24 protein-coding genes are annotated in these 25786 nt (G+C 60.8%); 10 read left to right on the top strand and 14 right to left on the bottom strand.

From position 1 onward, the window contains the following. Positions 1-156: 156 nt before the first annotated feature. From MKS11_RS18455 to MKS11_RS18430, 6 genes are all read right to left on the bottom strand, one after another. Entirely contained in the window at positions 157-906 is a 750-nt protein-coding gene (locus MKS11_RS18455; RefSeq protein ID WP_004203882.1) for a DNA-binding transcriptional regulator YciT, read from the bottom strand. 73 nt (positions 907-979) lie between these two features. After that, the gene (locus MKS11_RS18450) at positions 980-1159 is read right to left on the bottom strand and encodes a hypothetical protein (protein ID WP_004203883.1); all 180 of its coding nucleotides are present in this window, start codon (positions 1157-1159) and stop codon (positions 980-982) included. Positions 1160-1317: 158 nt separating this feature from the next. Further along, positions 1318-3252, bottom strand: a complete 1935-nt coding sequence (locus MKS11_RS18445; RefSeq protein WP_048294558.1) for an exoribonuclease II — start codon at positions 3250-3252, stop codon at positions 1318-1320. An 81-nt stretch (positions 3253-3333) separates the two neighbouring features. Then, positions 3334-4491, bottom strand: coding sequence for a carboxymuconolactone decarboxylase family protein (locus MKS11_RS18440; RefSeq protein WP_004203887.1), 1158 nt, complete (start codon positions 4489-4491; stop codon positions 3334-3336). 188 nt (positions 4492-4679) lie between these two features. Next, positions 4680-5468 (bottom strand): enoyl-ACP reductase FabI, encoded by a 789-nt coding sequence (fabI, locus tag MKS11_RS18435; protein ID WP_004203888.1) that lies wholly within the window; start codon positions 5466-5468, stop codon positions 4680-4682. 198 nt (positions 5469-5666) lie between these two features. Continuing rightward, on the bottom strand, positions 5667-6209 hold the full coding sequence (locus MKS11_RS18430; protein ID WP_087771647.1) for a HutD family protein: 543 nt from the start codon (positions 6207-6209) through the stop codon (positions 5667-5669). A gap of 247 nt (positions 6210-6456) precedes the next feature. Between MKS11_RS18430 and MKS11_RS18425 the strand changes: the two genes are divergently transcribed. Further along, positions 6457-7836 (top strand): cytosine permease, encoded by a 1380-nt coding sequence (locus MKS11_RS18425; protein WP_162574791.1) that lies wholly within the window; start codon positions 6457-6459, stop codon positions 7834-7836. A gap of 38 nt (positions 7837-7874) precedes the next feature. Here MKS11_RS18425 and sapF read toward each other — a convergent pair whose 3' ends face one another. The 6 genes from sapF to MKS11_RS18395 all read right to left on the bottom strand — a co-directional run bounded on the left by sapF (position 7875) and on the right by MKS11_RS18395 (position 14403). Further along, on the bottom strand, positions 7875-8684 hold the full coding sequence (gene sapF / locus MKS11_RS18420; RefSeq protein ID WP_004203898.1) for a putrescine export ABC transporter ATP-binding protein SapF: 810 nt from the start codon (positions 8682-8684) through the stop codon (positions 7875-7877). A 1-nt stretch (position 8685) separates the two neighbouring features. Then, a complete protein-coding gene (gene sapD, locus MKS11_RS18415) occupies positions 8686-9678 on the bottom strand; it encodes a putrescine export ABC transporter ATP-binding protein SapD (RefSeq protein WP_004203899.1) in 993 nt (330 codons plus the stop codon). After that, positions 9678-10568, bottom strand: coding sequence for a putrescine export ABC transporter permease SapC (gene sapC, locus MKS11_RS18410; RefSeq protein ID WP_004151901.1), 891 nt, complete (start codon positions 10566-10568; stop codon positions 9678-9680). The genes sapD and sapC overlap by 1 nt, the downstream gene beginning before the upstream one ends. Further along, positions 10555-11520 carry a putrescine export ABC transporter permease SapB gene (gene sapB, locus MKS11_RS18405; RefSeq protein ID WP_032455880.1) on the bottom strand — a complete coding sequence of 322 codons (966 nt, stop codon included), beginning with the start codon at positions 11518-11520 and terminating at the stop codon, positions 10555-10557. Before sapB ends, sapC begins: the two co-directional genes overlap by 14 nt. Continuing rightward, on the bottom strand, positions 11517-13160 hold the full coding sequence (sapA, locus tag MKS11_RS18400) for an ABC transporter substrate-binding protein SapA (RefSeq protein WP_032455881.1): 1644 nt from the start codon (positions 13158-13160) through the stop codon (positions 11517-11519). The genes sapB and sapA overlap by 4 nt, the downstream gene beginning before the upstream one ends. A 334-nt stretch (positions 13161-13494) precedes the next feature. Continuing rightward, the gene (locus MKS11_RS18395; RefSeq protein WP_284109646.1) at positions 13495-14403 is read right to left on the bottom strand and encodes an SDR family oxidoreductase; all 909 of its coding nucleotides are present in this window, start codon (positions 14401-14403) and stop codon (positions 13495-13497) included. Between the two features lie 107 nt (positions 14404-14510). On the opposite strand from MKS11_RS18395, the gene MKS11_RS18390 reads away from it, so the two are divergent. Then, positions 14511-15353 carry a helix-turn-helix transcriptional regulator gene (locus tag MKS11_RS18390; RefSeq protein ID WP_080837582.1) on the top strand — a complete coding sequence of 281 codons (843 nt, stop codon included), beginning with the start codon at positions 14511-14513 and terminating at the stop codon, positions 15351-15353. On the opposite strand, the gene MKS11_RS18385 is transcribed toward MKS11_RS18390, so the two are convergent. Beyond that, a complete protein-coding gene (locus tag MKS11_RS18385) occupies positions 15320-17641 on the bottom strand; it encodes a helix-turn-helix domain-containing protein (RefSeq protein WP_087771649.1) in 2322 nt (773 codons plus the stop codon). The genes MKS11_RS18390 and MKS11_RS18385 overlap by 34 nt on opposite strands. A gap of 171 nt (positions 17642-17812) precedes the next feature. On the opposite strand from MKS11_RS18385, the gene MKS11_RS18380 reads away from it, so the two are divergent. After that, positions 17813-18982: a M20 aminoacylase family protein gene (locus MKS11_RS18380; protein WP_064794785.1), complete on the top strand. Its 1170-nt coding sequence runs from the start codon at positions 17813-17815 to the stop codon at positions 18980-18982. A 25-nt stretch (positions 18983-19007) separates the two neighbouring features. Beyond that, a complete protein-coding gene (locus MKS11_RS18375; RefSeq protein WP_064177923.1) occupies positions 19008-20399 on the top strand; it encodes an MFS transporter in 1392 nt (463 codons plus the stop codon). On the opposite strand, the gene pspF is transcribed toward MKS11_RS18375, so the two are convergent. Next, positions 20390-21379, bottom strand: coding sequence for a phage shock protein operon transcriptional activator (gene pspF, locus MKS11_RS18370; RefSeq protein WP_074437468.1), 990 nt, complete (start codon positions 21377-21379; stop codon positions 20390-20392). The genes MKS11_RS18375 and pspF overlap by 10 nt on opposite strands. A 152-nt stretch (positions 21380-21531) precedes the next feature. Between pspF and pspA the strand changes: the two genes are divergently transcribed. From pspA to MKS11_RS18340, 6 genes are all read left to right on the top strand, one after another. Then, positions 21532-22200: a phage shock protein PspA gene (gene pspA / locus MKS11_RS18365; RefSeq protein ID WP_004203910.1), complete on the top strand. Its 669-nt coding sequence runs from the start codon at positions 21532-21534 to the stop codon at positions 22198-22200. A gap of 55 nt (positions 22201-22255) precedes the next feature. Beyond that, positions 22256-22480: an envelope stress response membrane protein PspB gene (gene pspB / locus MKS11_RS18360; RefSeq protein WP_002901911.1), complete on the top strand. Its 225-nt coding sequence runs from the start codon at positions 22256-22258 to the stop codon at positions 22478-22480. Next, entirely contained in the window at positions 22480-22839 is a 360-nt protein-coding gene (pspC, locus tag MKS11_RS18355) for an envelope stress response membrane protein PspC (RefSeq protein WP_004203911.1), read from the top strand. Before pspB ends, pspC begins: the two co-directional genes overlap by 1 nt. Positions 22840-22867: 28 nt before the next feature. Next, positions 22868-23086 (top strand): phage shock protein PspD, encoded by a 219-nt coding sequence (pspD, locus tag MKS11_RS18350; protein WP_002901915.1) that lies wholly within the window; start codon positions 22868-22870, stop codon positions 23084-23086. Positions 23087-23188: 102 nt separating this feature from the next. After that, positions 23189-24586 carry a YcjX family protein gene (locus MKS11_RS18345; RefSeq protein ID WP_114267593.1) on the top strand — a complete coding sequence of 466 codons (1398 nt, stop codon included), beginning with the start codon at positions 23189-23191 and terminating at the stop codon, positions 24584-24586. After that, positions 24583-25644, top strand: a complete 1062-nt coding sequence (locus MKS11_RS18340) for a YcjF family protein (RefSeq protein ID WP_053810517.1) — start codon at positions 24583-24585, stop codon at positions 25642-25644. The genes MKS11_RS18345 and MKS11_RS18340 overlap by 4 nt, the downstream gene beginning before the upstream one ends. The last annotated feature ends 142 nt before the right edge of the window (positions 25645-25786 follow it).

Raw genomic sequence — 25786 nt, 5'->3', positions numbered from 1 at the left:
CAGGTGATAGTCACTTCCTGTTATATCGCTAATAATAATTCTACTTTTTTTTAAATTTATCGTCAGGTAAAAAATCTTAATTACCGGCTCGGAATACTCTCAGAGCGTAATTTCGCCCCGTTCGGCGTGGTGGCAGGGCACGGGGCGGGTGGAATATCAGATGTACGGCACAATATCGACGGTCAGGCCGCTGCGCAACAACTGCTCACGGCAGTCGTTCGGCAGACGATCGTCGGTGATAACGCGATTAAAGCGGCCGGCTGGGCCAAGCGGATAGGGGTGCACCGCGCTGAATTTTGAGCTGTCGCTGAGGATAATCGCTTCGCAGTGCTTCTCCAGAACGGCGTTAACCACGTCCGCACGCATCATATCGCGGCCGGTAAAGCCGGTTTCCGCCTGCCAGCCATCGATCCCGATGAAGGCCTTACTGAAATGCACCTGTTGAATGAACTGGCGGGTCAGTGGGCCAACCATACTTTCACTGCGTTTCTGGTAAATCCCGCCCAGCAGGATCACCTCTCCCGGCGTCTCTTTCAGCAGATGGGCGATATAGCTGCTGACGGTGATGATGGTGATATCGCCGCGTTCAGCCAGGGTGCGCGCCAGCAGGGCGTTGCTGCTGCCGTTTTCGATAAATACCGTTTCGCCGGCATTCACCAGCGCCGCGGCGCGGCTGGCCAGTTCACGCTTAATGGCGAAATGGGTCATCATGCGGGTTTCGACATCTTCACTGTCCAATGGGACGGCGTAGCCATGGGTGCGGCGCAGATAGCTCTGCTTCTCCAGCAGGTTTAGATCCTGACGGATGGTGACCTCTGAGACACCGGTCATCTTCGCCAGATCGGCGACGCTCATGCGGCCTTTATCGATGACCACTTGCAAAATACTTTGTTGTCGGGCGTTCATAGCAACATCACTGTTAGGGGGCTATACGGCGAGCAACCGGTCAGCATCGCCGGTTGCGGCATGTGGGCGATAATCAGATTTCCCAGGGCGCTTTGGGTGGTTTGTTTTGCTCGGCGTCGTCTGCCGCCAGCGCCAGCAGTTCCGCTTTGAGGATCTCCAGATTATGGATCGCAGAGTGGTAATCACCGGCAACCAGAATATCCAGCACGGTATCGATACGTTGGGCGAGCAGGTGGGCATTCACATCTGACATGGCATTATCCTGGTAACAAAAACGAATGAAATCAATGATGCTAAAAATGGGTGAAAAAGAGAAGCGAAAAAAACGCACAACCTTAATCGTTGCGACGGAAATGACGGGACAGGGAGGAAAGAAGGAGCGGTTCCCGAAGGAACCGCTGTGAAGAGACGTCAGGCTGCAGGACGAGCAATGATGCTACGCGTTTCCATGCGGACTTCAGCGATAGTGACATCGATAACATCGGTCACCTTGTAGACCACTTCTCCCTTGATCTGCACGGTGCCGTTTTCCTGGCTGCAGACCAGTTCGTCGCGCACGGCGTGGAGGAACGGGGCCGGAATAAAGGCGACCGCGCCATTGTCCACCAGACGTACGCGCATTCCACCGCGGCTGATGTCGATGATCTCCGCCGCAAAGCGGGTGTCGGTACCGGCTTTATCGTTGAGGAAACGGGCATACAGCCAGTCGGCGACATCGCGTTCGGCCATGCGGTTGAGACGACGGCGCTCCGACATCTGCACGGTGGCTTCATCCTGTGGGCGCGCAATGGTTTCGCCTTTGATGATGGCCTTCAGCAGACGGTGGTTGATCATGTCGCCATACTTACGGATCGGCGAGGTCCATGTGGCGTAGGCCTCAAGACCAAGACCAAAGTGGGGGCCCGGCTCGGTGCTGATTTCAGCAAACGACTGGAAACGACGTATGCGGCTGTCTAGGAAACCGGTCGGCTGAGCGTCCAGTTCGCGGCGCAGCTTGCAGAAACCTTCCAGGGTGAGCACTTCCGTCGGATCAACGTGTACGTCGTGGGTCTTCAGCAGGGCCGCCAGCTGTTCGGTATTCGCCGGGTCGAAGCCGGTGTGGACGTTATAAACGCCGAAGCCAAGCTTGTCGCGCAGCACGCGGGCGGCACAGATGTTGGCGGCGATCATCGACTCTTCGACAATACGGTTGGCAATACGACGCGGCTCCGCGACGATGTCCAGCACTTCGCCTTTTTCGCCGAGGACGAAACGGTAATCCGGGCGGTCTTTAAACACCAGCGCGTGGGTCTGACGCCATTCGCTGCGGCGCTGACACACGTCCTTCAGCAGCGTAATTTGCTGCGCGATCGCCTCGCTGCCCGGCTGCCAGCTGCCGCGGCCTTCCAGCCAGTCAGAGACATCGTCATAGGCCAGCTTGGCTTTTGATTCGATGGTAGCGGCAAAGAACTCGATATTGTCTTCGATGGTGCCATCGGCCGCCAGAGTCATCCGGCAGGCCAGCACCGGGCGCACTTCATTGGCACGCAGGGAACACAGGTCGTCTGACAGTTCGCGCGGCAGCATCGGGATGTTGAAGCCCGGCAGATAGTTGGTAAAGGCGCGTACTTTTGCGGCGTTATCCAGCTTGCTGCCTTCGGCAATCCACGCGGTCGGGTCAGCGATCGCCACCGTCAGCAACAGTTTGCCATCGGCGCCAGATTCGACATACAGCGCATCGTCCATATCTTCGGTACTGGCGCTGTCAATGGTGACGAAGTCGAGGACGGTCAAATCGCGGCGAGTCAGCCCTTCGTCAAGCATCTCGGTGGCGACGCCGTCCGGTGCCTCTTTCTCAAGATTATGGCGCGCCAGCGTCACCCACCACGGGACGAAGTGATCGTCGCTGAAGGTGATGAACTGGGTCAGCTCCGCGTAAAATCCGCGGTCGCCTTTTAATGGATGACGGCGCATTTCTGCGACGGCCCAGTCACCCTGTTTGAAATCATGCTCAACGCCACGGGCGGCGCGGCAGGGAATGGCGTCTTTCAGCAGCGGATGGTCAGGAACGATAGCGAGGCGATCGTCTTTCTTCTGGACTTTACCGACGAAACGGGTCAGGAAGGGCTCAACCAGCGATTCCGGTTCGGCGCTTTCGCGTTCTTTTTCAGAATGGATCACCGCAACGATACGGTCGCCATGCATCACTTTTTTCATCTGCGGCGGCGGAATGAAGTAGCTCTTCTGAGCGTCCACTTCGAGGAAGCCAAAGCCCTTTTCCGTGCCCTTAACGACCCCTTCCGCGCGCGGCGTCTGGGAATGCAGTTGCTGTTTAAGCTGCGCTAGCAGCGGGTTATCCTGAAACATAATTAGGTATTTTCGTGGCTAAAAGAGCGGCTGACATTTTTACGCGATTATGCCTGTCGCAGCAAGCGCTGTTTCAGCAATTTACGTCTGCTGACGCACATAGCCGAGGGCGATTTTCAGACGATTCATCCAGCCGCATAGTCCGCTCCAGGTTAACAGATCGATCGCCTGTTCCGCTGAGAGTCCATATTCGCCGAGGGGTGTTAACTGGGCGGCGCTAAACCGGTCCGGGGAGCGGGTTAACAACTGTACCGCGGTAACGAGCGCGCGCGACCGCGGATGCTGCCCAAGCCAGCGATGGAGAGCCTGATCGCCCTCGCGCAAATGGCTGCCGAACGCTTCTTCACCGTGCCAGTGGGAGAGCCAGGCGTCAAAACAGGTGGCGCTGCCATTGGTGCGCGCGGTGAGTAAGGCGACCTGCGGGCCAAAGGTACCGTTGCCGCTGAGCTGGCGTAACAGCGTCTCCAGAGGCGCCATCAACTGCGGGTCGCAGGCCAGCAACGGAGCCAGCGGGCCCAGGCCGGGCAGTGACTGCCAGCTGGCGATACGCCGCTGGCGCTCGTCATCGGCATACTGCAGATCGGGATCCTCAATGTCGGTTACCCACTCTCCTGGTGGGTTGACGAACAGGTCGGCGGGCGCCTCCTCTTGCTGCGGCATACCGGGGATCCAGCGCACCGGGAAGCCCTGGGCCGCCTGCAGCACGGCAATCGCCCGCGCCTGGAAGCCGACGAAACCGATAATCTGGTTGATCAGGATAATATCCCGACTGGTCAGGCCCACTTCGTCCAGCTGGCTGCGGGAAAGGGCGTTAATGACGGAGGGTGAACCGGCGAGCTGACGAGCGTATTGGGTGATCTGCGCCAGACGACGGTTGCTCTCGCGCGAAGAGTCGGGCCCCGGCAGGGGCGCCAGGCGGGCGGCATAGTGGTTACACAGCCGCTGGACGCCGTAGACCTGGGCGACGGTGAGCGCAGTGCTCAGGCGATCGTAGGCGGTAAAGGTTTGCAGGCGGCTCACCGCCACCTGGTCGGGAAACAGCCGCTCGGCCAGCTGGCGCGCGGGGCGTAGCCAGCCTGCGTGGGCGTGTAGCCAGGCGTCCGGCAGCGTCAGGTCCAGCAAAAAGCGGTCTTCAACATGGGCGGCTTCAGGGACGAGCGGCAGGACATCCACCGGGCAGATTGTTGACTGGGTTTCGTGATACCAGTGGTTTTTGCCATTCACGCGGCGTGGCTCCATGGGCTTTCCTTGTTCGGTATGTGGCGAACCGCCGTTCCGCGGATCGTTTATGCAGAACTATCCTGGCGTAACCCGGAAGCAGGAGAAAATATTGATACGTGCTAACAAATAGCCGATTGGAATAACAGGGGGTGCACAAGGCCTCGGAAGAGAGAGCCCTCCTCACCGGGGCGAGGAGGGTAAGGAACTTATTTCAGTTCCAGCTCGTTCATGGCGGCGATGCTGAACCCGCCATCAACGTGAACGACTTCACCGGAGATACCCGCAGACAGGTTGGAGCACAGGAAGGCTGCGCTGTTACCCACGTCTTCAATGGTGACGGTGCGACGGATCGGGGTGACCGCTTCGCAGTGCGCCAGCATTTTACGGAAATCTTTGATACCGGACGCGGCTAGGGTACGGATCGGACCGGCGGAGATAGCGTTGACGCGAACGCCTTCCGGACCCATCGCGTTCGCCATGTAGCGCACGTTAGCTTCCAGAGAGGCTTTCGCCAGACCCATGACGTTGTAGTTCGGGATCGCGCGCTCGGCGCCCAGGTAGGAGAGCGTCAGCAGAGCAGAGCCCGGGTTCAGCATTGTGCGGCAGGCTTTGGCCATCGCCACGAAGCTGTAGGCGCTGATGTCGTGCGCGATTTTGAAACCTTCGCGGGTGACCGCGTTGACGTAGTCGCCGTCTAACTGGTCAGCCGGGGCATAACCGATAGAGTGGACGAAACCATCGAATTTTGGCCAGACTTTTTCCAGCTCGGTGAACAGCGCGGTGATGCTTTCGTCTTCAGCAACGTCGCACGGCAGCACAATGTCAGAACCCAGCGCGGCAGCAAACTCTTCAACGCGACCTTTCAGTTTTTCATTCTGATAGGTGAATGCCAGTTCCGCGCCTTCGCGGTGCATTGCCTGCGCAATACCGTAGGCGATGGACAGTTTGCTGGCGACGCCAGTGATCAAAATGCGCTTACCGGAAAGAAAACCCATAGCTTTAATCCTTATCGTTATTGCTTATTTTTACTTTAACAATCATAACGTTAACATTGTTATTTCAAAATAACTCAAATTTAGCCAGGAATTATATCCCACTGACGACCCCTTGTGTCACGATATTTTTCAGCCGGCCCGCGCCGCGCGGGGCAAAAGCCGATCGTGATGGCTCAAGTATACCCTTTTCTCAGCTGATTATTTGAGCGCAATCGTCGCCAGCAGGAGGCGCCCATCGGCACCGAGAGGCCGCAGCTCGCCCGGGGCGTTGCCGCGCCAGCAGAGACCGCTGCCGGCGGCGCAGCGCCGCCCGGCCAGATCCCACTCCCCCTGCAGCACATAAGCGACGCCTTCGGTGGCAGGGCATTGCAGATCGCTAACGACCTGAACCGTCGCCGACGCGCGCCCGCGCTGAGTCATGACATTGAAGTCCAGCCCTGGCGCAACGATCCCGACGCTGGACAGTGCCCATTCGCCGGGGAACGCCCACGGCTGCCAGAGCGCCAGCGGATGGTCGATCTCCTCCCCGCGCAGCCGCAGCGGTTGCCCCGCCAGCAGGACGATCGTCCGGTCGACGCCGGGAAAGGGGGAGAAAGGGCCGTCGGCCTGCAGGGTGGCAATGCTCGCGCGCCAGAGAAAAGGGGCGTCGGGCGACGGCACGCAGACTATCTCCCGGGTTTCGCCTCCGCCGTTTTTCCACGGGGTGACAGGGAGCGTCGACAGCTGAAAAGGGACCATCATGGGCAGCACACCTCAATTAATCGTCTGTGGCGGCGAGAATAAACGCCGCCATTGCCGAAATTATTTACTTTTTGAAATACAAATATTTTACATCATCGTCACAAAAACAGGGTGCTCGCCACGCGAACGCTTGTCAATGCTTGTATATACATGAACGACTAAGTGAGGCGTCATTAATAACTTAAGTGAGGAATCTATGTCTTCGTTTTCGTCTACAGATGGGCAGTCAAAGAGCAATAATGCTGGAATCAGTGAAACGCGGTCGATTGATTACATTCCCGAAAACGAACGGCATGGGCACCCGTTTAGCCAGTTCACCTTGTGGTTCGGCGGTAACCTGCAAATAACGGCGATAGTAACCGGCGCGCTGGCCGTTGTGCTGGGCGGGGATGTAGTGTGGTCGCTGATCGGGCTTCTGCTGGGCCAGGTGCTGGGTGCGGCGGTGATGTCCCTGCATGCGCTGCAGGGGCCGCGGCTCGGATTGCCCCAGATGATCCTCAGCCGCGCCCAGTTTGGCGTATATGGCGCGGTGGTGCCGCTGGTGTTGGTCTGCGTCATGTATATCGGCTTTTCTGCCAGCGGCACCGTGCTGGCCGGACAGGCGATGGCCAGGCTGCTGAATATCAGTAACGTAGCCGGGATGTTGATCTTCAGTGCGATTATTATCGTTATTGCGGTCCTCGGGTATAAAGTGATCCATAAGCTGGGCAAACTGGCGAGTATCGTCGGGATACTGGCCTTCGTTTATATGTTCATCACGCTACTGCTCTCCGCTGACCTCAGCGCACTGGCGCAAAATAGCCATTTTTCTCTGCCGATGTTTTTATTAGCCATATCGCTCTCCTCATCGTGGCAGATCGCCTTTTGCCCCTATGTTTCCGACTATTCGCGCTACCTGCCGCGCGATGTCTCCGCCGCCAAAACATTTAGCTCGGTGTTTTTCGGCACCGTGTTGGGCACACAGACGTCAATGACCCTTGGCGTGCTGACGGCGGCCATTGCCGGCAGCGCCTTCCCCGGTCACGAGGTGAGCTATCTGGTGGGATTAGGCAAGAGTCAGGGGATGGCCATGGTTATCTATTTCGCCATCTGCTTTGGTAAAATCACCTTCACAACTCTCAATGCCTACGGCAGTTTTATGTCGCTGACCACCATTGTTTCCGCCTTCCGTCGGCAGACCGTGCTGTCGCAAAAGTGCCGGATTGCGTTCGTGGTGCTGATGGTGGCGGCTTCCTGCATTATTGCGCTGCTCAGCGAACCCGCGTTTTTAAAGCATTTCACCCATTTTCTGCTGTTTCTGCTGGTGTTCTTCGTCCCGTGGAGCGCCATTTGTCTGACGGATTACTATCTTATCTCGAAAGGCGCCCTTGATATTCCGGCGCTCAGCGACCCGCATCAACGCTACGGTTTCTGGAACCTGTACGCGATTACCCTGTATATCGTCGGCGTGCTGATCCAGTTGCCGTTTATTGAGAACCCGTTGTTCCATGGTTCACTGACGTGGATATTCGCCGGAAACGACGTGTCGTGGATGATTGGCTGGTTCGGCACTGGGGGACTTTACTACGCGCTGCGCCGCTTTGATCGCCGGTCGCTGCCGGCGGAAAGTCTCTTCCCATCTGCCTGAATGGCAAGGGGGGCGGCCAGCGAGCCGCCCCTACGAACTTATTTGCCGTCTTTGCGCCAGGCGTCGGCGGTGAGAGCCTCACCGAAATGGCCGGCAATCAGACGTCGGGTCAGGTCGTGCAGCGGTGAGGCCAGCACATCGGCGGTGCTGCCGCGCTCAACCACTTCCCCGTTATGCATCACCAGCACCTGATCGCTGATGTGCTTCATCATGCCCAGGTGCTGGGTGACATAGATGTAGGAGATGCCCTGTTTCTCCTGCAGCTCCAGCATCAGGTTGATGAGCTGGGAGCGCATCGACATATCCAGCGAGGCCAGCGCCTCATCGCAGACGATGACCTTCGGGCGCAGGATCAGCGCCCGGGCGAGGCCAAGACGCTGCTTCTGACCCGGGGCCAGCATATGGGGATAGTAGCTGACGTGGTCCGGCAGCAGGCCGACCATGCGCAGGGTGTCGATGATCTGCTTCTGTCGCGCTTCGGCGTCGAGATCGGTATTCAGCCGCAGCGGAAAATCGAGGATCTGCGAGATGCGCTGGCGCGGGTTTAGCGACGTCGACGGATCCTGAAAGATCATGCGAATTTTCTGGCTGCGGTAGGAGTAATCCCCGAAGGTCAACGGATGGTCGTCGATCAGCACCTCGCCGCTGGTGGGCTCCACCATGCCCGCCAGCATCTTCGCGAGGGTGGATTTTCCGGAGCCATTCTCGCCGATAATCGCCAGCGTCTGCCGTTCGCGCAGGGTAAAACTCAGCGGCTTAACCGCCTCCACCGTCTGGCGGTGAAACCAGCCGGTGCGGTAGCGAAAGGTCTTACTGAGTTGGCGCACTTCCAGCAATGTTTCGACCATTTCACTCTTTCTCCATGTTCAGCGGGAAATGACAGGCGTACAGGTGATTGCGCACCCCGGTAAGACGCGGCGTTTCAATACACTCGCGCTGGGCGTACGGGCAGCGGGGCCCCAGCCGGCAGCCGATGGGCAGCTGCTCCAGCAGCGGGATCGCCCCCGGCAGGGTGTTGAGGCGGCTTTTATGCGGCATGGCGCTGCCAAAATCCGGGATAGCGCGGATTAACGCCTGGGTGTAGGGGTGATGCGGCAGGGTGATCAGCTCTTCGCTGGGCCCGCTCTCCACCGTCTGCCCGCAGTACATGACGTTGATTTTATCCGCCCATTTGCTGAGCATCTGCAGGTCGTGGCTGATCAGCAAAATGGTGGTGTTGTTGTTCTGGTTGAGCCGCGTCAGCAGGCGGATAATCTGCGCCTGAGTCGTTGGCTCCATGGCGTTGGTCGGCTCATCGGCGATCAGCAGGCGTGGCTGGTTGGCCAGGGCGATGGCAATCATCACCTTCTGGCACTCGCCTTCGGTCAGCTGATAGGGGAAGCTGCGCATGGCGTCTTTGTGATCTTTAATTCCGACGCGGTGCAACAGCTCGATGGCCCGACGCTTGCGCCAGCCCAGCCGCTGCCACCAGCGCCCTTTGTAGGTCCAGCCGGGGATACTCTGGATCAGCTGCTGGCCGATGCGCTCAGAGGGATCGAGGCACGACTGCGGCTCCTGGAATATCATTGACACGTTGTGGCCGATCAGCTTTCGGCGCTCGCGGTTCGACAGCCGCAGCAGGTCGATGTCGTCGAAGCGCATGCGGTCGGCCGTGACCCGCCAGTTGTCCTTTGTCACGCCGCAGATAGCTTTGGCGATCAGGCTCTTTCCGGAGCCGGATTCCCCGACCAGGCCACGGATTTCGCCTTCGGTCAGGGTCAGGCTGACGCGATCGACGGCTTTCACCCAGCCTTCGTTGGTTTTAAATTCGATGGTTAAGTGACGAATATCGAGTAACGGCATTATTCTACCCCGGCAATGATCGCCCGGCGAATACCGTCGCCCAGCAGGTTGACCAGCAGTACGCTGAGCATAATCGCGGCCCCGGGCAGCATCACGGTCCACGGCGCAACATAGATAAGCTCCAGCGCATCGCCCAGCATCGCTCCCCATTCCGGCGAAGGCAGCTGAGCGCCGAGGTCAAGAAAGCCCAGCGCGGCGATATCCAGAATAGCCATCGACAGGGCGCGGGTGATCTCGGTCACCAGGCCGGAGGCGATATTGGGCAGAATGGCGAACAACAGAATATTCAGCGTCGACGCCCCGTCGAGGCGGGCGGCGATGATGTACTCTTTCTCCAGCTCATCGTGGACCATGCTGTAGACGGAACGCACCATCCGCGGCAGCAGCGCCAGCCAGACGGCAAACATCGCATGGCTGAGGTGCGGCCCGGCAAAGGCGACGACGATGATGGCCAGCAGTAGCGAGGGGATGGAGAGCAGGGTATCGAGGATATGGTTCATCACCGCCGAGCGCAGGCCGTGGGTCGACCCGGCAATGACGCCCAGCACCAGGCCAAACAGCGTGGCGCCGAGGGTGACGACAAAAGCGCCGCCGACGGTCGGCGCCGCGCCGCTCAGCAGCCGGCTGAGCACATCGCGCCCCAGGTCATCGGTCCCGAGGAAGAAAGAGACTTCGCCATAGCGCGACCACGATGGCGGCAGCAGCTGGTAGCCGAGGAACTGCTGGTCGATGCCGTAGGGGGCGAACCAGCCGCCGAAGACGCAGAGCAGCAGCAGCCCTGCGCAGCCGTACAGGCCGATCATCGCCGTGGTGTCGCCATAGAATTTACGCCATACGGTGCGCAGCGCGCCGGGCGGACGCTTTTCCAGATAAACGCTATCGTAGGGCATACCATTCCTTATGTTTCAGTGGGTTAGCCATGGCACCGAGAATATCGGAAATCACGTTGACAATAATCACCAGCGCGCCAATCACCATTACTCCGGCGGAGATCGCCGCGTAGTCCTGCTGACGAATGGCGTTGATCAGCCAGCGGCCCAGTCCGGGCCAGCTGAACACCATCTCGGTGATCATCGCCAGGGTGAGCATGGTGGAAAACTGCAGGCCGAGGCGCGGGATCACCGGCGGCAGGGCGTTGTGCAGCACGTGGCGCAGTAGAATTTTGCGTCGCGACACGCCGCGGGTGGCGGCCGCCTTGACGTAGTTGGTGTCATAGACCTCGCTGGTGCTAATGCGCATCAGGCGGATCACTTCGGTAGTAGGGGCTACCGCCAGGGTCAGCACCGGCAGCACCATATGCCGGGCGGCGCTGACGATCATCTCATGGCGCCACGGTGAGTCCGAAAGCCAGGCGTCGATCAGCGCGAAACCGGTGACGTTTTTCACCTCATACAGCAGGTCGAAGCGGCCGGAGACCGGAAGCCAGCCGAGGGTCAGGGAGAAGAAGAGGGTCAGGAGCAGCGCGAGCCAGAAGACCGGGATCGAAAAACCGACCAGCGCAACGGCGCTGATCAGGGTATCGGGCCATTTGTTGCGCATCACGCCGGCGATCATCCCCACCGGAATGCCAATCAGTAGGGCAAAGCCGAAGGCGAGGATGCACAGCTCCATGGTCGCCGGGAACACCTCGCGCAACTGATCGGAAATCAGCTGGCCGTTGATGCTGGAGACGCCAAAATCCCAGTGTAGTACCCCTTCAAACCAGAACAGCCACGCATTCCACAGGGTCGCGCCCTGCAGCGGGGCATGGGGGGTGAAGTAGCTCAGGCTGAAGCCGACAAAGGTCAGAAAAAAGAGGGTGACCAACAGCAGCAGCAGACGGCGCAGGGTAAAAATAATCATGGTTTTTTCACCTCTTCGGTTTTCTCCCGCGATACGCCAGCGAAGGAAGCGTTACCGAAGGGGCTAAGCACCAGACCTTTCATATCATAGCGATAGGCCTGCAACCGCAGCGACGAGGCCAGCGGCAGGACCGGCAGTTCACGGGCGAGGATGCGCTGGGCCTCTTTGTAAGCGTCCATCCGCGAGGAGAGCTGTTGCGAGAGCAGCGCTTTTTGCAGCACGTCATCAAATTCCCGGTTACACCAGTGGGCAAAGTTGGTTTGCGAGGCGATCGCCGCGCAGCTCAGCAGCGGCCGGAAAAAACTGTCCGGATCGTTACTGTCCGTCGCCCAGCCGGAGAGCGTCAGGTCATGGTTCATGTCCATCAGCCGCGCCTCCTGGAAGCGCCCCTCCACCGGCATGATGATTACTTTGACGCCAATCTGCGCCATATCTGCCTGGATCAGCTCGGCTGTTTTCAACGGGCTGGGGTTCCACGCCTGCGAGCTGGTGGGAACCCACAGCTTGAGGGTAAGATTTTCCAGCCCCAGCGCCTTCAGACGAGCACGAGCCTCCTGGGGATTATATTCGGTAATCTTAGCGTCGTTATCGTAGGCCCAGGAGGCGCGCGGCAGCATCGACGCCGCCGTCTCCGCGGTGCCGTAGTAGATGGATTGCATCAGACGCTGGTTGTTGATGGCCAGCGCCAGCGCGTGGCGTACCTCCGGGTTGTCCAGCGGCGGCTTGGCGGTGTTGAAGGCCAGCCAGGCAATGTTCATCCCCGGACGCAGCGTCAGGCGCAGGCGCGGGTCGTCACGCAGGATCGTCAACTGGCTGGCGGCCGGCCAGGCCAGCACGTCGCATTCGCCGGTCAGCAGTTTTGACAGGCGGCCGGTACCGCCGGAGCCGAGGTCGACCACCACCTGCGGCATCAACGGTTTGCCGCGCCAGTACCCGGGGTGGCGCTGAAGGCGAACATACTGTCCGGAGCGGTACTCGGACAACTGGAACGGGCCGGTGCCCACCGGCTGGCGATCGAGCTGTTCCTGACGATCGTCCTGCGTTAAGCGGGCGGCATATTCGGCGGAGGTAATCGACGCATAGTGGGTGGCAAGATGCCAGAGGAATGAGGCATCCGGCCGCTTGAGGCGAAATTCCACGGTCTGATTATCGAGCTTGCGGACGCTTTCCACGCTGTCGGCAAACTGCAGGCTGTCGAAATAGGGGAAGCTGCTGCCGTTGACGTTGTGCCAAGGATGATCGCGGTTAAAGATGCGGCCAAAGGTAAAGATCACGTCATCGGCGTTGAAATCCCGCGTCGGGGAGAACCATGCCGTGCGTTGAAACGGGACGTGGCGACGCAGGTGAAAACGGTAGGTGGCGCCGTTATCAAGGACTTCCCAGCTCTCCGCCAGCTCGGGGACCAGCCGATAGGTATAAGGGTCGACGTCAAGCAGGCGATCGTAGATCTGCGCAGCCAGCGTATCGACGATCAGTCCGCTGCTCACTTTCTGCGGATTAAAGGTATTCACCTGGCCGCTGACGCAATAGACGAAACCGCTGTCGCGAATATCGGCGCGGTCGGGAAGCGCAGGGGCGGCAAAAGCCTGCCCACACAGCAGGGAAACCGCTGCCAGGAGAGATGACAATTTCAGGCGCATATTTTCTGTTTGATTATAGAGTTGAACTCTATCTTATTAAGATTCATAGACATTCACCACCGCCTTCAACAAGCCTGAGGGATAATGCGGTTACCGGGGGCGTATAGTATTCAGTCAATTGATTAAAATAGTCGCGGAACCGAGTCTGTATAATGAAACATGGTAACTTTTTATCGCCGATATCGCCAGTCAGCTCTGTTTGGCCGCGGTTGACCGGACGGTGGAAGCGACGCTAACGCCGAGGATAAATTCAGTATAGCGGGGAGAAAGCAGATGGTCCGACGGGCGGCTAACCCTACCCGTCGGGTGTAATAAAGGAGCGGAACGTCTTTGCTTATTGTGACAACGTCACTTTTTGGTAATCCATATTCCGTAAGTCCTCCAGCAGCCCGGGGCCGACCGGCTGCCACTGCAATCGCTCGCGGGTCCATGCCGAGCTGGCGCGCAGCTCAAGGGTGGTAAAGGGGGCAAACCAGCCGAACCAGGCGTCGGCCTGCGTCTCATCCAACTGGGTCAGCGGCAGATTTAAACCCCGGGCGATGACTGCGGCGATCTCTCGTAACGCGATCCCCTCTTCAGCCACCGCATGGTAGCGTTCGCCCGCAGCGCCCTGCAGCAGGGCGCTGACGTAAAGGCGCGCGACGTCATCGACATGGGCGGCGGACCAGCGGTTGTTCCCCTCGCCAAGCAAGGCCACCGCGCCGCTGGCGACCGCGCGCTCGATATAGCAGGTCAGCAGCCCCTGGCGCACGGTGTCATGCACCTGCGGCAGGCGAACCACCCGGACGTCCACTCCCGCCTCCAGCAGCTGCTGGCCGGCGAGCTCTGAAGCGGTGCGCGGGCTGGGGTGCGCTGCGTTAAAGCACGACTCGCGGGCCGGGGCGCCGCTCCCGTCGTCGCCCATCAGCGTGCCGGAGGTGATGACCAGCGGCCGCTCGCTGCCGCGCAGCGCCTGGCCCATGGTCAGGATCGCCTGGCGGTCTTTCTCGCAGTTGGCGGCAAAGCGGCTGAAGTCGTGGTCGAAAGCGGTATGGATCACCGCGTCGGCGCGCTCGACGCCCGCCAGCAGCGAATCGGGGGCATCCAGCGTGCCGCGATGCACCTCGACGCCTGCCGCTTCCAGGGCCTGCGCCGTAGCGTCGCTGCGCGCGAGGCCGATAACCTGATGACCCGACGCCTGTAGCGCCGGAAGAATACGCGAGCCGATAAATCCGCTCGCGCCGGTAAGAAATATACGCATCATGAACCTCCTGAACGGGTTTTCAGGCGTATCCTACCCACGATGTCATACTATAAAAGTAGAGACATTATCGGGGTATAAATTCTAACAGGCAGACTCACAGGCAGATGATGAACACTTCTGACAATCATGCTTTAGGTGATTTTCTCCGCGCCAGGCGTCAGCGTCTCGACCCGGCGACGTTTGGCTTCCCGGCGGGACGCCGGCGCACGCCGGGCCTGCGTCGTGAAGAGGTCGCCCAGCTGGCCAGCATCAGCCCGACCTGGTATACCTGGCTTGAACAGGGCCGCGGCGGGGCGCCTTCCCGCGAGGTGCTGGAGCGGATCGCCCGCGGTCTGCGGCTGACCACCCCGGAGCGCGAACATCTGTTTATTCTCGCCTTCGGTCATCCGCCGCAGACCCGTTTGACGGTCACGGATGATATGACGCCGCGGCTGCAGCGGGTGCTTGACGCCTTCACCATTCCGGCGATTATCCGTACCGCCAGCTGGGACGTGATCGCCTGGAACACGGCGGCGGCCAGGGTGCTGACCGACTACGGCCAGCTGCCGCTGGCGGAGCGCAACGTGCTGCGCCGCCTGTTTACCCGGCCTGAGGCCCGCTGCACCCTGGAGGACTGGCAGACGGTTGGGCAGCTTATCGTTAACGCCTTCCGCGCCGACGTCACGCGAATGGGCGCCACGAAAGAAACTGACCAGCTGATCGCGGAGCTCAGCCAGCAAAGCGTCGAGTTCGCCCGTTTCTGGCAAAGCCATGACGTCGCCGGCCACGGCGAAGGCTATAAGCGCATTAACCACCCGCAGATGGGCCCGCTCGATCTGGAGTTCACCTCTTTTGCCGTGGAAGGCCGTCCCGATCTGTCGCTGCTGGTTTTCAATTCGGCGACGACGGAGAGCCAGCGCAAAATTCACGGTTTGCTTCAGGCGTCAGGATCCTCGCCGGGGGAGAGCTGAGGGGTAAATTCGTACAGCGCCAGGGCGTTGCTCTCCAGCGAGTCGACCCGCAGCCAGTGGCCATCGAGCCGGGCCTCATCCACGCTGAGCGCCGGACGAGCCTGATGCATCAGCCACTGATAATCTTCGGCGTCGGGGCCGCTGCGGCTGCGAAAGGCGTCCACCAGCGGGAACAGCGCGCCGTGGTGCTGATCGAACAGGTGCTGTTTGACGCGCCAGCGGCCCTTGAGCCCCTGCAGCCGCACACTGTACGGCTGGCTGAAGCGTTGAATAAAAGCCGCTTCGCTGGAGAGCCAGGGGTTGTAGACCACCGTATTGCGCAGCAGTAGCTGGTAGTGCCCCTGATGATGGAGCAGCAGCAGGTTTTTGTCGTGGAACAGGATCTCGCCGCGCAGCCGTCGCCAGAGCCACAGCACCCAGTAAACCGGGCGCGGCAGCCCGTGCAGGTAGTGCAGCGCCAGGCTTGAGGTATCCAGCTTGCCGTTGGCGCGGGCTTCGCCCTGAAGGCCGGAATTTAACCAGAAGCCCGCCAGCCAGACCTGGTCAGCGACCCCCAGCAGATTATCCATCAACAGCGCGCCGCGAAAAAAGCGCCCGTTAGTATCCCGCGTATCGCCGGTCAGCGTATTCCACGAGAGCAGCCATAGCGGCAGGTTGAGCTGACGTTGACGCAGGGCGCTGTGGATCTGCCGCAGCTTATGCGCCGGATAGTGCTCGCTGGAGGCCAGACTGCTGCTGTCCGCCTGTGCCAGATCGAGCTGTTCGTTGGCATCCGCCTGGCAGGCGAGAAAATCGGCTTCCGCCAGCAGCGGCGAGTGGAACAGGGGATCGTCCCCGGGCGCGCTGGCGGCAAAGCGGTGCCAGATCCCCAGCTGCGGCTGCGGCAGAAGACGGTGAAGAACCTCGCGCTGCTGCCGCCAGGCGGCCTGGCGGGCCGCTTCGCTCGCCTGCGGCGACCAGTGCCAGACAAAGCGCCAGCTGCTGAGCGTCGCCGGCGGAAAATGGTTGGCAGCGAGTTGCAGGAAGCGCTGCAGCAGGTCGCTGCGAGTGGTGACCCCGGTATGCAGGATCACCTGCCAGCCCATCACCGCCAGCCAGCTGAAGATCTGCTGCAGGTTGTACCAGCAGGCGTAGCCAGCCATCTGCGGATCGTCCCAGCCGGTGCCGAACAGGCGGCTGCTGAGAAAGGCGTCGTTGATATCGATGGCATACACAGGCAGGACGCGGTGCAACTGCTCCAGCTCGCGGCGCACGTCCTCCCGCAGCAGATCGTCCAGCTCGCGCACGGTCACCACCATCCGGGTATGGCGCAGCACTGCGGCGCGTGCCGGTCGCTGGTGCAGGTTGATCTCCCGGGTTTGCGGCGGATTGATCAGCAGCGGCTGGCTCTCCCTGTCGGGTGGTTCCGGCTCATTAAGGCGGGCGTAGAGCCGGTCCACGGCCACCGGCTGCCAGCGATCTCCCTGCGGCGGGCGCGGTCGGCCAGGCTCCCGGGGGGACTGCTCGCGATACTGGCGCGGCGTCACGCCATGGTGGCGCTTAAACAGATCGCTCATCATTCGCGTGCTGGCGAACCCCTGTTCGCGGGCAATTTGCTGAACGGGTTTGCGGGTGGTTAACAGCTGGTCGGCGGCGTGGCGCAGGCGCAGCGCGGTGAGGTACTGAACAAAACTGACCCCAACCTCCTTGTGAAACAGGCGTGACAGCCAGGCCTCGGAGACAAACTCTGCGGCCGCCACCTCCTGTAAAGAGAGACGGCGCTGATAGTTGGCGTCGATCCGCGCCACCACGCTGGCTATCCTCCGGCTCCATTTTTCTGAATCGCGCCGCGGCGTGGAGACGATGGGCTGGCTGAAGCGCGTGGCCAGCAGCAGCGCTATCTCGCTCAACCAGCGGTTGGCCTCCAGCCGGTAATGGCCGGGATGATTGACCAGACCGCTCACCAGCAGCTGGCGCATCAGGCGGCGCAGGCCGTCATCGGCATCCCGGGTGCGCGGCGATATCTGGTAGTCGACGGCAAAAAAAGTGGTGTCGAGGCGGGCCAGCCAGCTGGCGGCGAGGGTCAGGATCATCACCGCGTTGCCCCCGGCGCTGCGCAGGCTCCAGCGACGGTTGCGGTTAACGATCGCCAGCTCGTCGACGGCAAGCTGCTGCGGCGCACCTTCCGCCTCCGTTAGATTTACGCTCCCTTCCAGCACCCACAGCAGCGTCAGCAGATCGCTTTCCGGCTGGCTCAGCTGACGCACATCGCGCACGGTGACGCTAAAGTCGCCTGAATGCTGCTCCACATGGCTCTCCTCTGTCGACAAAAAGCAACCGGTTGTTTTTTGTCATAACCGATATGTATGAAAAACACTCATTGATTTCTCGTCAATATAAAACAAAAAACCGCGCCTGAAAGCTGTTTCACCCGCATAAACTCGAAAGTGTCGTGCAAACACAACACAGGAATAAAAAAAATGACACATCCGTTGCTTGAAGCCTTGCAGGTCAACGAGGCGCAATTTATTGCCTTACGTCGCCGGTTCCACCAGCAGCCGGAGATCGGCTTTGAAGAGCATCAGACCAGCAGCGAGGTCGCCCGACTGCTTGGCGAGTGGGGATACGAGGTTCACCGCGGCCTGGCGGGCACCGGAGTGGTGGGCACGCTGCGCGTCGGCCACGGAAAAAAACGCCTCGGCCTGCGGGCCGATATGGATGCGCTGCCGATGCAGGAGCGGAGCGGGAAGCCGTGGGCAAGCCAGGTCGAAGGGCGCTTTCACGGCTGCGGCCATGACGGGCACACCACTACGCTGCTCTACGCGGCTGAATATCTGGCGCGCACACGCCAGTTTAACGGGACGCTGCAGCTGATTTTCCAGCCCGCGGAAGAGTTACTGTACGGTGGGCGGGTAATGGTCGAGGACGGTCTGTTTGACCAGTTTCCCTGCGACGCCATCTTCGGCCTGCACAATATGCCGGGTCAGCCGCTGGGTAAAATCGGCCTGCGCGACGGGGCGATGATGGCCTCCTCCGATACGCTGCATATTGAAGTGAAGGGCGTTGGCGGCCACGGCGCGGTGCCGGAGCATACGGTGGATGCCACGCTGGTGGCCTGCCATATTACCCTCGCGCTGCAGTCCATCGTCTCGCGCAATATCACCCCGTTTGAGCCGGCGGTGGTGACCGTCGGCAGCATCCAGGCCGGACATGCGCCCAATATCATTAACGATCACGTGCTGATGAAGCTCACGGTGCGCACCCTCAATGAGCAGGTACGTGAAACCGTGCTGCAGCGGATCCATGACATTGCCGTGGCCCAGGCGGAGAGCTTCAACGCCACGGCCACGCTGACCCACGTCAACGGCAGCCCGGTATTGCGTAACGATCCGGCGGCAAACGCTATGGTGCGGGAGGTGGCGACAGTGCTGTTTGGCGCAGAGCAGGTGGGCGAGGTGAAGCCGTTTATGGGCAGTGAAGATTTCGCTTTCATGCTGGAGCAGCACCCCCACGGCAGTTATTTCACTATCGGCGCTGGCGACGAGCCGGATCGCTGCATGGTGCATAACCCGGGCTATGACTTCAACGACGCGCTGTTGCTGACCGGCGCGGCGCTGTGGTGCGGCCTGACGGAACACTATCTGCGTTAATCACCGGAAACGGGAGGGCCATGCAATGAGCACTGTCACCGTAAGCGACACCCCCTTTGTCGGCAGCGATCGTCTGCTGGTAGGGATTGTGCTGAGCGTTTTAACCTTCTGGCTGTTTGCCCAGTCGGTGATTAACGTCGTGCCGGCGATGAAAAGCAGTCTTGATATTTCCCTTGAGACCCTAACCCTGGCCGTCAGCCTCAGCGCGCTGTTCAGCGGCTGTTTCGTGGTGGCCAGCGGCGGTCTGGCGGACAAGTTTGGCCGCATGCGGATGACCACCCTCGGACTGGGGCTGAGCATCATCGGCAGCGCCATGCTGGTACTGGCCCAGGGGCCGGGGCTGTTCCTCGCCGGCCGGGTGCTGCAGGGACTGTCGGCGGCGTGCATTATGCCGGCGACGCTGGCGCTGATTAAGACCTGGTACCAGGGACGCGCGCGTCAGCGGGCGGTCAGCTTCTGGGTCATCGGCTCGTGGGGCGGCAGCGGCCTGTGCTCTTTCGTTGGCGGAGCTATCGCCACCGGCCTGGGCTGGCGCTGGATCTTCGTCTTCTCCATTGCCGTCGCTCTGCTGGCGCTGTTTTTGCTGCGCGGCACGCCGGAGAGCCGCAGCGCCAGCGCCAGCCAGCATAAGCTGGACGTTGGCGGCCTGCTGAGCCTGATCGTCGGGTTGGTGCTGGTGAACCTGTTTATCAGCAAAGGCCACGGCTGGGGTTGGGCCAGTCCGCTGTCGTTGAGCATGCTGGCGGGGGCGCTGATCGCTGGCGCGGTGTTTATTCGCAGCGGGCTGCGCAAAGGCGAGGCGGCGCTGATCGATTTTGCGCTGTTTCGCAACCGGGCCTACGGTGCGGCGGTGCTGTCGAACTTTCTGCTCAACGGGGCGATTGGCACCATGATGATCGCCAGCATTTGGCTACAGCAAGGGCACCACCTGACGCCGCTGGAGAGCGGAATGATGACCCTCGGCTATCTGGTCACCGTCCTGGCGATGATCCGGGTCGGCGAGAAGCTGCTGCAGCGCTATGGCGCCCGGCTGCCGATGATGGCCGGCCCGGTGCTGACCGCCATCGCCATCGGCCTGATATCCTGCACCTTCCTCGATAAGGCGCTGTATATCGGCGTGGTATTCGCCAGCAACGTGCTGTTCGGCCTCGGCCTGGGCTGCTACGCCACGCCGTCAACGGATACGGCGGTGGCCAACGCGCCGGAGAACAAAATTGGCGTCGCCTCGGGGATCTACAAGATGGGCAGCTCGCTGGGCGGGGCGATGGGCATTGCCGTGACAGCGTCACTTTTCGCGCTGTTTTTGCCGCTGGGCATGGCCCATGCCGCCCAGTATGCCCTGTGGTTCAACGCCGCCTTATGCCTGGGGGCGATGGCGGTGAGCGCGCTGCTGCTGCCGCGCACTTCTCACAGCTGATGCTTTTTCAGCAGCGCGCGGAGCTGGTGATAGGTTAACCCCAGCAGCTCCGCCGCCTGCTTCTGATGATACTTCGCCTGCTGCAGACTCCGCTGCAGCAGGCGTTTTTCCTGCTGTAGCTGAAAATCGCGCAGATCCAGCGGCAGGGCGGGCAGCTCGTCCCCGGACGCGGTCTCCGGCTCGGAGGCGGCGGTCTGACGGAAAGGGTTGAGGATAATGGCGTCCAGCTCGTGCTCGCTGTCTCCGTGGCGATAGACCGAGCGCTCGACGACGTTCTTCAGTTCACGAATATTCCCCGGCCAGCGGTAGCCGAGCAGCGTGGCGGTGGCACGTTCGCTGAATCCGGGAAACAGCGGCAGGCCGAGCTCGCGGCACATCTGAATGGCAAACTGGTTGGCGAGCAGCATGATATCGCTCTGCCGTTCGCGCAGCGGCGGGAGCTGCACCACGTCGAAGGCCAGACGGTCGAGCAGGTCGGCGCGAAAGTGGCCTTCCTCCACCATGCGCGGCAGGTCAGCGTTGGTGGCGCACACCAGCCGGACGTTAACCTGCAGCGGCTGGCTGCCGCCCACGCGCTCCAGCTCGCCATATTCAATCACTCTTAACAGCTTCTCCTGCACCAGCATTGGGGCTGTCGCCAGCTCATCGAGAAACAGCGTCCCGCCGTCGGCGCGCTCGAAGCGCCCGGGATGGCGCTTGCTGGCGCCGGTGAAGGCCCCGGCTTCGTGGCCGAATAGTTCCGAATCGAGCAGATTGTCGTTCAGCGCCGCGCAGTTCAGCGAGATAAACGGCCCCTGCCAGCGGGCGGAGAGGTAGTGCAGACGGTTGGCGATAAGCTCTTTCCCGGTACCGCGCTCGCCGATGACCAGCACCGGCTTATCCAGCGGAGCCAGTCGGGAAACCTGTTCCAGCACCTCGAGAAAGCTGTTGGCCTCGCCCAGCAGATTATCCTTGTACTGCGCCATGATGAATTTCGCCATTAAATAGTGGGATTAACCAGGTGACTGTAGCAATGCCCTGCGCAATTCGCAACCACTCTGTTTAAAATCAATAAGATAAAAAGTTGGCACGCCATTTGTATTAGCTAACCCACAGGTGAATGCCTGCAACCAGAACTATGAGGACTGAAATTATGGGTATTTTTTCTCGTTTTGCCGACATCGTGAACGCCAACATCAACTCCCTGCTGGAGAAAGCGGAGGACCCGCAAAAGCTGGTGCGTCTGATGATCCAGGAGATGGAAGACACGCTGGTTGAGGTACGTTCCACGTCGGCCCGCGCGCTGGCCGAAAAGAAACAGCTGACCCGTCGTATTGAGCAGGCGGTCGCCCAGCAGGCGGAATGGCAGGAAAAGGCCGAGCTGGCCCTGCGCAAAGAGAAAGAGGATCTGGCCCGGGCGGCGCTGATCGAAAAACAGAAGCTGACCGACCTTATTGCTCAGCTGGACCACGAAGTGCAGCTGGTGGATGAAACGCTGGCGCGGATGAAGAAAGAGATTGGCGAGCTGGAGAACAAACTCAGCGAAACCCGCGCTCGTCAGCAGGCGCTGGCGCTGCGTCATCAGGCGGCGAGTTCGTCGCGCGATGTGCGTCGCCAGCTGGACAGCGGTAAACTGGATGAGGCGATGGCGCGCTTTGAATCCTTTGAGCGTCGCATCGATCAGATGGAAGCGGAAGCGGAGAGCCACCGCTTTGGCAAGCAGCAGACGCTGGATCAGCAGTTTGCCGAACTGAAAGCGGACGATGAAATCAGCGAGCAGCTGGCGGCGTTGAAAGCCAAAATGAATCAGTCCAACCAGTAAGTACGATTGCGCGGCGCGGCGTTGCGCCGCGGCTCACCCCCTGTAAGGAGTACACATGAGCATGCTTTTTCTCGCCATTCCGCTGACGCTGTTTGTGCTGTTTGTTCTGCCGGTCTGGCTGTGGCTGCACTACAACAATCGCGGCGCCAACGGCAGTCTGACGCAAAATGAGCAGCAACGGCTGCTGCAGTTGACCGATGACGCGAAGCGGATGCGCGAGCGCATTCAGGCGCTGGAAGCGATCCTGGATGCCGAACATCCGAACTGGAGAGACAAATAATGGCTGGACTGGATCTGAATAAAAAACTGTGGCGTATTCCGCAGCGCGGGATGGTGAAGGGCGTCTGCGCGGGCATTGCTCAGCATCTTGACGTCCCGGTGAAGCTGGTGCGCCTGATTACCGTGCTGGCGATGATTTTTGGCCTCTTTTTCTTCGTCCTGGTGGCCTACATCATTCTGACCTTCGCCCTGGACCCGATGCCGGACAGTGAGCTGTACGGCCATAAAGCGCCGAGCAATGGCGATCTGTTGGCCGCCGTGGATGCCGAACTGGCCTCCGGCGAACAGCGTCTGCGTGAGATGGAACGGTACGTCACCTCCGACACCTTTACGCTGCGCAGCCGCTTTCGTCAGCTGTAAACCCTGTTGTTAACGAGTGAGGCAACGCATGAATAGCAAATGGCAACGCGCCGGGCAGCAGGTGAAGCCCGGTCTGAAAATCGTCGGTAAGCTGGCGCTGCTGACCGCGCTGCGTTATGGCCCGGCGGGCGTTGCCGGCTGGGCGGTCAAATCGGTCGCGCGGCGGCCGCTGAAAATGCTGCTGGCGGTGGCGCTAGAGCCGCTGCTCAGCCGGCTGGCCAACCGCGTCACGCGCGGGATGAAATAACGCCGCCGTGGGGAAGGCGCAAAAGGATTAACGTTGTCCTGCTTATTCCCGGCGGATAGCTTATGATGACGAGACACACCTTCAGGGCATAACGGACTGGCGATGAAGCGACTGAAAACTGAACTGAATGCGCTGGTCAACCGCGGGGTTGACCGGCATTTACGCCTGGCGGTTACCGGCCTGAGCCGCAGCGGCAAAACGGCGTTTATTACCGCGCTGGTCAACCAACTGCTAAATATTCACACCGGCGCCCGCCTGCCGCTGCTGAGCGCCGCGCGCGAAGAGCGACTGCTTGGGGTCAAGCGCGTGCCGCAGCGGGACTTCGGCATTCCGCGATTCACCTACGATGAAGGGCTGGCCCAGCTGTACGGCCAGCCGCCCATGTGGCCAACCCCGACGCGCGGCGTGAGCGAGATCCGTCTCGCGCTGCGCTACCGTTCCAATGACTCCCTGCTGCGCCACTTTAAAGACACCTCCACGCTGTATCTGGAGATTGTCGACTATCCGGGGGAGTGGCTGCTCGATTTACCGATGCTGGCGCAGGATTATCTGAGCTGGTCGCGGCAGATGACCGGACTCCTGCAGGGACAGCGTGCAGCGTGGTCGGCCCGCTGGCGGCAGCTCTGCGCCGGGCTGGATCCGCTGGCTCCTGCCGACGAGGCCCGTCTGGCCGACATCGCCGCCGCCTGGACGGACTATCTGCACGCCTGTAAGCGTGAAGGGTTGCACTTTATCCAGCCCGGGCGCTTTGTCCTGCCCGGCGAAATGGCCGGCGCGCCGGCGCTACAGTTCTTCCCATGGCCAGACGTCGACGCCGTCGGCGAAGCCAAGCTGGCGCAAGCTGATAAACACAGCAACGCCGGCATGCTGCGCGAACGCTATAAGTACTACTGCGAAAAGGTAGTGAAGGGGTTCTACAAAGAGCACTTCCTGCGCTTCGACCGGCAGATTGTGCTGGTGGACTGCCTGCAGCCGCTCAACAGCGGGCCGCAGGCGTTTAACGATATGCGCCTGGCGCTGACCCAGCTGATGCAAAGTTTCCATTACGGGCAGCGCACCTTATTTCGCCGGCTGTTTTCGCCGGTCATCGACAAGCTGCTGTTCGCTGCCACCAAAGCCGACCACGTCACGGTGGATCAGCACAGCAATATGGTGTCGCTCCTGCAGCAGTTGATCCAGGATGCGTGGCAGAATGCCGCCTTCGAGGGGATCAGTATGGATTGCCTGGGGCTGGCGTCCATTCAGGCGACCCAGAGCGGGCTGATTGAGCTGAACGGCGAGAAAATTCCCGCCCTGCGCGGCAATCGGCTGAGCGACGGCCAGCCGTTGACCATCTATCCCGGCGAGGTGCCGGCGCGCCTGCCGGGCCAGGCCTTCTGGCAGCAGCAGGGCTTTCAGTTTGAAAACTTTCGTCCGCAGGTCATGGATGTCGATCGGCCCTTGCCGCACATTCGCCTCGACGCGGCGCTGGAATTTTTGATTGGAGATAAACTGCGATGAGCGAACCGTTAAAACCGCGGATTGATTTTGATGGCCCGCTGCAGGCGGAAAAAACGCCGCCGCTGAAAAGCGCTCGCGCCTTCGACCGACTGGAAGCCGATAACTTCGCGCCGGCGCGTCTGGTGACCGGCGAAGAGGAAGAGGGGGCGGCAGAGGCGGTGGTGGAGTCAGTGCTGCGGCCGAAACGCAGTCTGTGGCGGCGGATGGTCAGCGCTGGCCTGGCGATCTTCGGCGTCAGCGTCGTGGCGCAAGGGGTGCAGTGGACCGCCAACGCCTGGCAGACCCAGGACTGGATTGCGCTGGGCGGCTGCGTCGCCGGGGCGCTGATCGTCGGCGCCGGCGTCGGATCGGTGGCCACCGAGTGGCGCCGCCTGTGGCGACTGCGCCAGCGCGCTCACGAACGCGATGAAGCCCGCGATATGCTGCACAGTCACGCGGTCGGCAAAGCGAAAGCCTTTTGTGAGAAGCTGGCGCAGCAGGCCGGGCTGGATCAGTCGCATCCGGCGCTGCAGCGCTGGTATGCCGCCATCCACGAAACGCAAAGCGACCGGGAAGTGGTCAGCCTCTATGCCCAACTGGTGCAGCCGGTGCTTGATGCTCAGGCGCGGCGGGAAATCAGCCGTTCGGCGGCGGAGTCGACGCTGATGATCGCCGTCAGCCCGCTGGCGCTGGTGGATATGGCGTTTATCGCCTGGCGCAATCTGCGGTTGATCAACCGGATTGCCACCCTGTACGGCATTGAGCTCGGGTATTACAGCCGCCTGCGCCTGTTTCGCCTGGTGCTGCTGAATATCGCTTTCGCCGGCGCCAGCGAACTGGTGCGCGAGGTGGGCATGGACTGGATGTCGCAGGATCTGGCGGCCCGGTTGTCGGCGCGCGCCGCGCAGGGCATCGGCGCCGGCCTGCTCACCGCCCGCCTCGGGATCAAGGCGATGGAGCTGTGCCGCCCACTGCCGTGGCTCGCCGATGATAAACCGCGGCTCGGCGATTTTCGTCGCGAGCTGATTGGCCAGCTGAAAGAGACCCTGCAGAAAAGCAAAACCAGTCCGGAGAAGTAACCTCCGCTCAGAGACATTGCCGGGCGGCGGCTTCGCCTTGCCCGGCCTTGAGGTTATGTTGAATCCCGGCTCGCCCTGGCGTCAATTTCACCACTGACCGCCTGACTTTACGGCGCAACGCCCATTTTTCCGCCATGCTGTC

The organism is Klebsiella sp. K5-45 (assembly GCF_030128605.1).
GTDB classification, from domain to species: domain Bacteria; phylum Pseudomonadota; class Gammaproteobacteria; order Enterobacterales; family Enterobacteriaceae; genus Klebsiella; species Klebsiella quasipneumoniae.
This window is presented reverse-complemented; position numbering and strand designations above follow the sequence as displayed.

Bases quoted from the DNA above. Each gene is read 5' to 3' on its own strand.
- sapC (WP_004151901.1), bottom strand. From the start codon at position 10,568: ATGCCCTACGATAGCGTTTATCTGGAAAAGCGTCCGCCCGGCGCGCTG.
- MKS11_RS18395 (WP_284109646.1), bottom strand. From the start codon at position 14,403: ATGATGCGTATATTTCTTACCGGCGCGAGCGGATTTATCGGCTCGCGT.
- MKS11_RS18345 (WP_114267593.1), top strand. From the start codon at position 23,189: ATGAAGCGACTGAAAACTGAACTGAATGCGCTGGTCAACCGCGGGGTT.
- sapD (WP_004203899.1), bottom strand. From the start codon at position 9,678: ATGCCGTTACTCGATATTCGTCACTTAACCATCGAATTTAAAACCAAC.
- MKS11_RS18390 (WP_080837582.1), top strand. From the start codon at position 14,511: ATGAACACTTCTGACAATCATGCTTTAGGTGATTTTCTCCGCGCCAGG.
- MKS11_RS18340 (WP_053810517.1), top strand. From the start codon at position 24,583: ATGAGCGAACCGTTAAAACCGCGGATTGATTTTGATGGCCCGCTGCAG.
- pspD (WP_002901915.1), top strand. From the start codon at position 22,868: ATGAATAGCAAATGGCAACGCGCCGGGCAGCAGGTGAAGCCCGGTCTG.
- fabI (WP_004203888.1), bottom strand. From the start codon at position 5,468: ATGGGTTTTCTTTCCGGTAAGCGCATTTTGATCACTGGCGTCGCCAGC.
- sapA (WP_032455881.1), bottom strand. From the start codon at position 13,160: ATGCGCCTGAAATTGTCATCTCTCCTGGCAGCGGTTTCCCTGCTGTGT.
- pspC (WP_004203911.1), top strand. From the start codon at position 22,480: ATGGCTGGACTGGATCTGAATAAAAAACTGTGGCGTATTCCGCAGCGC.
- pspF (WP_074437468.1), bottom strand. From the start codon at position 21,379: ATGGCGAAATTCATCATGGCGCAGTACAAGGATAATCTGCTGGGCGAG.
- MKS11_RS18430 (WP_087771647.1), bottom strand. From the start codon at position 6,209: ATGATGGTCCCTTTTCAGCTGTCGACGCTCCCTGTCACCCCGTGGAAA.
- MKS11_RS18375 (WP_064177923.1), top strand. From the start codon at position 19,008: ATGAGCACTGTCACCGTAAGCGACACCCCCTTTGTCGGCAGCGATCGT.
- MKS11_RS18455 (WP_004203882.1), bottom strand. From the start codon at position 906: ATGAACGCCCGACAACAAAGTATTTTGCAAGTGGTCATCGATAAAGGC.
- MKS11_RS18445 (WP_048294558.1), bottom strand. From the start codon at position 3,252: ATGTTTCAGGATAACCCGCTGCTAGCGCAGCTTAAACAGCAACTGCAT.
- sapF (WP_004203898.1), bottom strand. From the start codon at position 8,684: ATGGTCGAAACATTGCTGGAAGTGCGCCAACTCAGTAAGACCTTTCGC.
- MKS11_RS18380 (WP_064794785.1), top strand. From the start codon at position 17,813: ATGACACATCCGTTGCTTGAAGCCTTGCAGGTCAACGAGGCGCAATTT.
- sapB (WP_032455880.1), bottom strand. From the start codon at position 11,520: ATGATTATTTTTACCCTGCGCCGTCTGCTGCTGCTGTTGGTCACCCTC.
- MKS11_RS18440 (WP_004203887.1), bottom strand. From the start codon at position 4,491: ATGGAGCCACGCCGCGTGAATGGCAAAAACCACTGGTATCACGAAACC.
- pspA (WP_004203910.1), top strand. From the start codon at position 21,532: ATGGGTATTTTTTCTCGTTTTGCCGACATCGTGAACGCCAACATCAAC.
- MKS11_RS18450 (WP_004203883.1), bottom strand. From the start codon at position 1,159: ATGTCAGATGTGAATGCCCACCTGCTCGCCCAACGTATCGATACCGTG.
- pspB (WP_002901911.1), top strand. From the start codon at position 22,256: ATGAGCATGCTTTTTCTCGCCATTCCGCTGACGCTGTTTGTGCTGTTT.